We start from the raw sequence: 4821 nt of genomic DNA on the forward strand, positions 1-4821 counted from the left end.
GAAGTTTTATAGGGATTGTGATAGGGATGTTTAAAATTAAAAGAAATAAAAAATATGAACAGTAAACGGTAATTATTTGTGTTGGTCAATCAAAACGGACCTAGCGAAGCGAAGGGAGTATTTGACTTGACCAACTGGACTACACCCGAACCCTCTTGGCACTGAACAAACTACCGTTTGTTCCTGCCAACCGGCGAGGGAGCCCCTCAAGGATTGAGGGGTTGGGGAGTTCGATTGAGGGGGTCAAGGGGAAGAGTTCCCCTTGTAGGTTTGGACAAAGTCCAAGGTTTGGTTCGGCTTGCCGAACAGCCCCGCAGGGCACACCTTTACGATAGTAAAGTATAGTGTGCTATACTTTACATGGAAGTCCACCGAAAAACAGTAAAGAAGTATATATACTTTATATGGTTCTAGGGACTGATAAGGACGTAGAACCATATGGAAAAGAGGCGAAAAAATGAGTTACGCAATTTGCCGAATGCAGAAATTTAAAATGCGAGATGTGAAAGGAATTCAGATTCATAATCAGAGAGAGAAAGAAAGTCACACAAATCATGATATAGAATCGGAGCGAACGCATCTTAATTATGATTTACATAACGATGGCCACATTGATTATTTGAAAATGGTAAAAGACAAAATTGAACAGAATGTAGAAACCAATCGGGCGATTCGCAAAGATGCGGTTGTAATGTGTGAGTTTGTGGTGACAAGCGATAAAGAATTTTTTGATGTGTTAGATATGGTTGATCCAGCTCAACAAAAAGTATTTTTTAAAGAAGCGTACAGTTTTTTAAAAGATAGATACGGTGAGCGTAATATTGTACATGCAGCGGTACATTTGGATGAGAAAACACCTCATATGCATGTTGGAATGGTTCCGGTAACAGAAGAAAATAAACTATCAGCGAAACAGATTTTCAACCGAAAAGAATTGGTTTCACTCCAGGACGATTTTCATGCTCATATGGTGGAAAAGGGCTTTTATTTGGAACGTGGTGTATCAAGCGATAAAAAACATGTAGAAATGCGAAAATTCAAGGCAATGACGGCAAAAGAAGAGATAAAAGCACTAGAAACTGAAATAGGACAATGCCTACAGAAAAAAGAAGTAGTAAATAAACAAATGGAACAATTAGAATCTCGTTTAAATCAATTACAAAATGCAGTGAAATCAACAAATAAAGTCGATAAGATCGAAGTGAAACATAAAGGTGGTATTTTACGCTCTAAAACCGTTGAAATGAGCGTAGAAGACTTTGAGGGACTCAAAACTAAGGCAAAGGCATCAGAAGCCTTTAAACGTGAAAATATGACGTTACATCGCAAGAATGAAGCGTTACAAGCGAATAATACAGATTTACATACAACAGTGAAACGTTTGGAAAAAGAAAATGAAGGGTTAAAGCCATATAAAGGTAAATATGAACGTCTAGCAAAATTATTTGATGAAATGAATAAATTTTATGAGAAGTTTACTCCAAAAGAAGTGCCGAAATTTCATGAAATAATTGGTTTTTGTAAGAGAAAAGTAAATGCATCTATAAATAGATTTAGTTCTCTCAGATATTCGGAAAAAGCATTGAGTGAAAATGAGAAAAGAGGTTATGAAACAGCATCAAAGTTTCTTGAAAATCAAAGAAAAGAACAAAAGCAACAACGAAAAGAACGTGGGGATGAACGAGAATTATAAAAAGCATTACACCAATTAGTGTAATGCTTTTTATTTGGGTACAAAATTAATTTTTAGAAGGATGTGTTTTGATGTCATTCTTTCTCTTTTAATACTTTAATATTATTGTAATTGTATTTGTCAAAAAGCGTATTGTTTTCTTTTTTACTTAATAAAATTGTTCCGTTAAAACCAACATACTTTTTCTTATTGTGTGCATTTTGAAAAGCTACTTCTGGGTTTATTATGTATGCATTAGCTGTACCTACTTTTGCAACGTTTATAAAGTTATGTTCTTCAAGATATCTAATAGCTTTATATATTGTTGTTCTACCTTTTCCGAATTCTTCACTTAAAAGTTGTTGTGAAGCCATTACTAGATTGTTATTGTTCATATTGTCTAAGAAAAAGACAAAGATCTCACTAGCTAATTGATTATCTTTAATTAATAATTGTAGAGCTTTTAATCCCATCCCTTTATAAACTTGTACAAATGGAGGATTATCAGCTTCTTTTTTATTTTGTTCAATTTCTTTTTGCTCAGCATCTTTTAAGTCGATTAATTTTTCAACAGAAGACAAAGGTAATCCAGTTAATTCAAGAATTTGCATTAAATCGTTTTTACTAATGTTAATATCATCTTTATTTGGCAAAATTATCAACCTTTCTTTGTGAACATATATGTTCACTTTAGTGAACGTCTTGTTCATATTGTAAAACAAGACGTTCACTAAAACAATAAAAAAATGAACATCTTGTTCCCTTATGTTCACCCCTAGGGTGAACATATATGTTCACCCTAGGGGTGAACATAAGGAATTCGCAAACCCATATTTATCAAGGGTTTATGAGGTTGTCCCTTCTATATCTATTAAAGGGCTATCCACTCATCAATGGACAGGTAGTATTTTTGAGTAAAAATCACTCAAAAATCTCCACCTTTTTCGCTTCGCTTCACCATTGATGAGTGAATTTCGGCAGGTGATGGCATATCGCCAAGCCGAACATACCAAAAACGAGGATTTAGGCTGCTCGACTTGGACTAGTAATTATACCTGCCGAACCGCCTAGATCCATCGATCAAGAATTTCACATATACCATATAAAGTTACGTTGAATTCTTGGGGGCTAACCCCCAAACCCCCAGCCAGCGCTCTCACCCAAAAACAAGGGGGGAATCCTTTTAAAGGGGTAACGCCACATCGCTATCAAGCTAAGAAAAGCAAATACCCCAAAACGAAAAAATAAGTTAAATTCCCATAGATAACTATCTTATAATTAATTACATAACTTATTGTGTGATATAATAATATAAAGATATTTTGTTTAAAGGGAGGATTCAACTTGGTTAAAAACTTACCTTTACTAATAGTTATTTTAATACTAGGTGTAAGTTCTTCTACATTAAGTACGAACGGATACTTTTCTCCAGTTATAGAATGGTCTTTAATGATTATAAGTATTATTTTAAACATTACTGCAGTTATAGGTTTATCACTACACATCTTTGTATATCAACCTATGAAAAGATTTGAAAAAAATTTAAAAGAAACCTTCAAATAAAATAATTATATTTGGGGTATCGCCAGCATTTAGGAAAAAAACTATAATAAGCTGTCCATATGGACAGCTTATTTACATAATTTTCGTTATTGGAAGTTAATTATATTTTTCTACGTACTAAATAAAAAGCTAAGGAACCAATAATAATAGGTGTAACCAAACTAGAAGAATATGGATTTTTAAGAAGAAAGAGTATACGTATATAGATAACAGCTAGTCCTATAAATACAGGAATTCCAAATCGAAACTTCCTACATTGTTTTATGTTCCTGTATAATACTTCTCCAATTAGGCAAGGTACAAGATTTAGTATACTACCATATATGATGAGAATTATAGTGAATCCAACTATGTTAGGCAAACCCAAATCATTCTGGGAAGAATAACTAGGATCAGAAATATATGGTATTAAGAACCATATGATATTAAAAGTAAGCAGACTTGCAGCATAACTATTTATAAATTTTTCCGATTCAATTACAAATTTTTTCAACGTAATCATCCTCACAATTTCCTAATATTATCTTCATTGTATGACAGTTACCATTAAGTAAGATAGATAAAATGTGAAATGAATACCCTATACATGAGAGGTTAACATAACGTCTCATTATCGGTAGCAAGGACAAGAGGGAATCCTTGTGTTTACAGGGGTTTTGTTTCTATCTCTATGTATTTCTCATACAGGATTTTATACATCGTTGATATAGGGGGGATTCTAAAGATCCCCCCTATTCTTTTTTTGTATACAATCTTGCATACTCTTAGTATGGTTTCTGATGGAGTGAGAACAAAAATAACAAGATATACATTTAAAGGGTCTCTCGGCTTGTCTAAGAGGCTTTTTTGTTCTTTGGTGTTTTTGTATAGATAAGAAAGTGAAGGTGAGTTATAGATAAATCTGAAGTGTTTGAGAGGTATATAACAAGTTTGAGTACTCTTGATTTTATAGAAAAAAAGATATGAAAAGTTAGGTAGTATTACAGAGGTAGAAATTTAAGTGTTTACTTCTATAATACTTGGGTTTTATGGTACGTAATGGTACAATTAAATGTACTAAAAAGTACATTTAGGGGGTACTAAAATGGACAAAGAAAAAACGATTCAAGTCAAGTTTACAGTGAATGAAGAACAATATGAGAAGTTAGAAATGTTGGCGAAGATGAGAGAACTTTCTGTACCACAGTTTTGTAAATTAACTTCGTTACAGGTGAAAATACAACAAGCTCGACCAATTATTGTTGAGGGAAAATATGAGATGCCTGAACCAGAAGTATTGTTGTTGAAAGAAGTAGAAGAACGCTATAACGTTGAGAATCAATTTTTAAAAATAGATAAAGAGTTTAATGAACGATTATATGAATATGCGGTGAAGAAAACGGAGGGGAAATAGTTTGAATGCTAATAATAAAAATGGTGAATCGATAATGATAGAACTATTAATGGGTATGGGGTTTGGATCAACTGTAGGCTACTATACAAACAATCTTGGTTTAGGAATTGTATTAGGAAGTTTTATAGGGATTGTGATAGGGATGTTTAAAATTAAAAGAAATAAAAAATATGAACAGTAAACGGTAATTATT

General features: G+C 32.9%; 6 protein-coding genes. 4 read left to right on the forward strand and 2 right to left on the reverse strand.

Translation table 11 applies throughout. The features are described 5' to 3' along the window. Positions 1 to 457 precede the first annotated feature (457 nt). Positions 458 to 1693: a MobV family relaxase gene (gene mobV, locus G9F74_RS29195; protein ID WP_165406411.1), complete on the forward strand. Its 1236-nt coding sequence runs from the start codon at positions 458 to 460 to the stop codon at positions 1691 to 1693. Positions 1694 to 1767: 74 nt separating this feature from the next. Here the strand turns inward: mobV and G9F74_RS29200 are convergent, their stop codons facing one another. Next, positions 1768 to 2325 carry a replication/maintenance protein RepL gene (locus G9F74_RS29200; RefSeq protein WP_088004763.1) on the reverse strand — a complete coding sequence of 186 codons (558 nt, stop codon included), beginning with the start codon at positions 2323 to 2325 and terminating at the stop codon, positions 1768 to 1770. Positions 2326 to 3016: 691 nt separating this feature from the next. On the opposite strand from G9F74_RS29200, the gene G9F74_RS29205 reads away from it, so the two are divergent. Continuing rightward, positions 3017 to 3235: a hypothetical protein gene (locus tag G9F74_RS29205; RefSeq protein ID WP_165406412.1), complete on the forward strand. Its 219-nt coding sequence runs from the start codon at positions 3017 to 3019 to the stop codon at positions 3233 to 3235. Positions 3236 to 3335: 100 nt separating this feature from the next. On the opposite strand, the gene G9F74_RS30360 is transcribed toward G9F74_RS29205, so the two are convergent. Then, positions 3336 to 3737 carry a hypothetical protein gene (locus tag G9F74_RS30360; RefSeq protein ID WP_242475859.1) on the reverse strand — a complete coding sequence of 134 codons (402 nt, stop codon included), beginning with the start codon at positions 3735 to 3737 and terminating at the stop codon, positions 3336 to 3338. 582 nt (positions 3738 to 4319) lie between these two features. On the opposite strand from G9F74_RS30360, the gene G9F74_RS29210 reads away from it, so the two are divergent. After that, positions 4320 to 4628, forward strand: coding sequence for a hypothetical protein (locus G9F74_RS29210; protein WP_165406413.1), 309 nt, complete (start codon positions 4320 to 4322; stop codon positions 4626 to 4628). Position 4629: 1 nt separating this feature from the next. Further along, a complete protein-coding gene (locus G9F74_RS29215) occupies positions 4630 to 4809 on the forward strand; it encodes a septum formation initiator (RefSeq protein ID WP_165406414.1) in 180 nt (59 codons plus the stop codon). Positions 4810 to 4821 lie beyond the last annotated feature (12 nt).

Source organism: Bacillus sp. EKM202B (genome assembly GCF_011066025.1).
Lineage (GTDB): Bacteria > Bacillota > Bacilli > Bacillales > Bacillaceae_G > Bacillus_A > Bacillus_A toyonensis.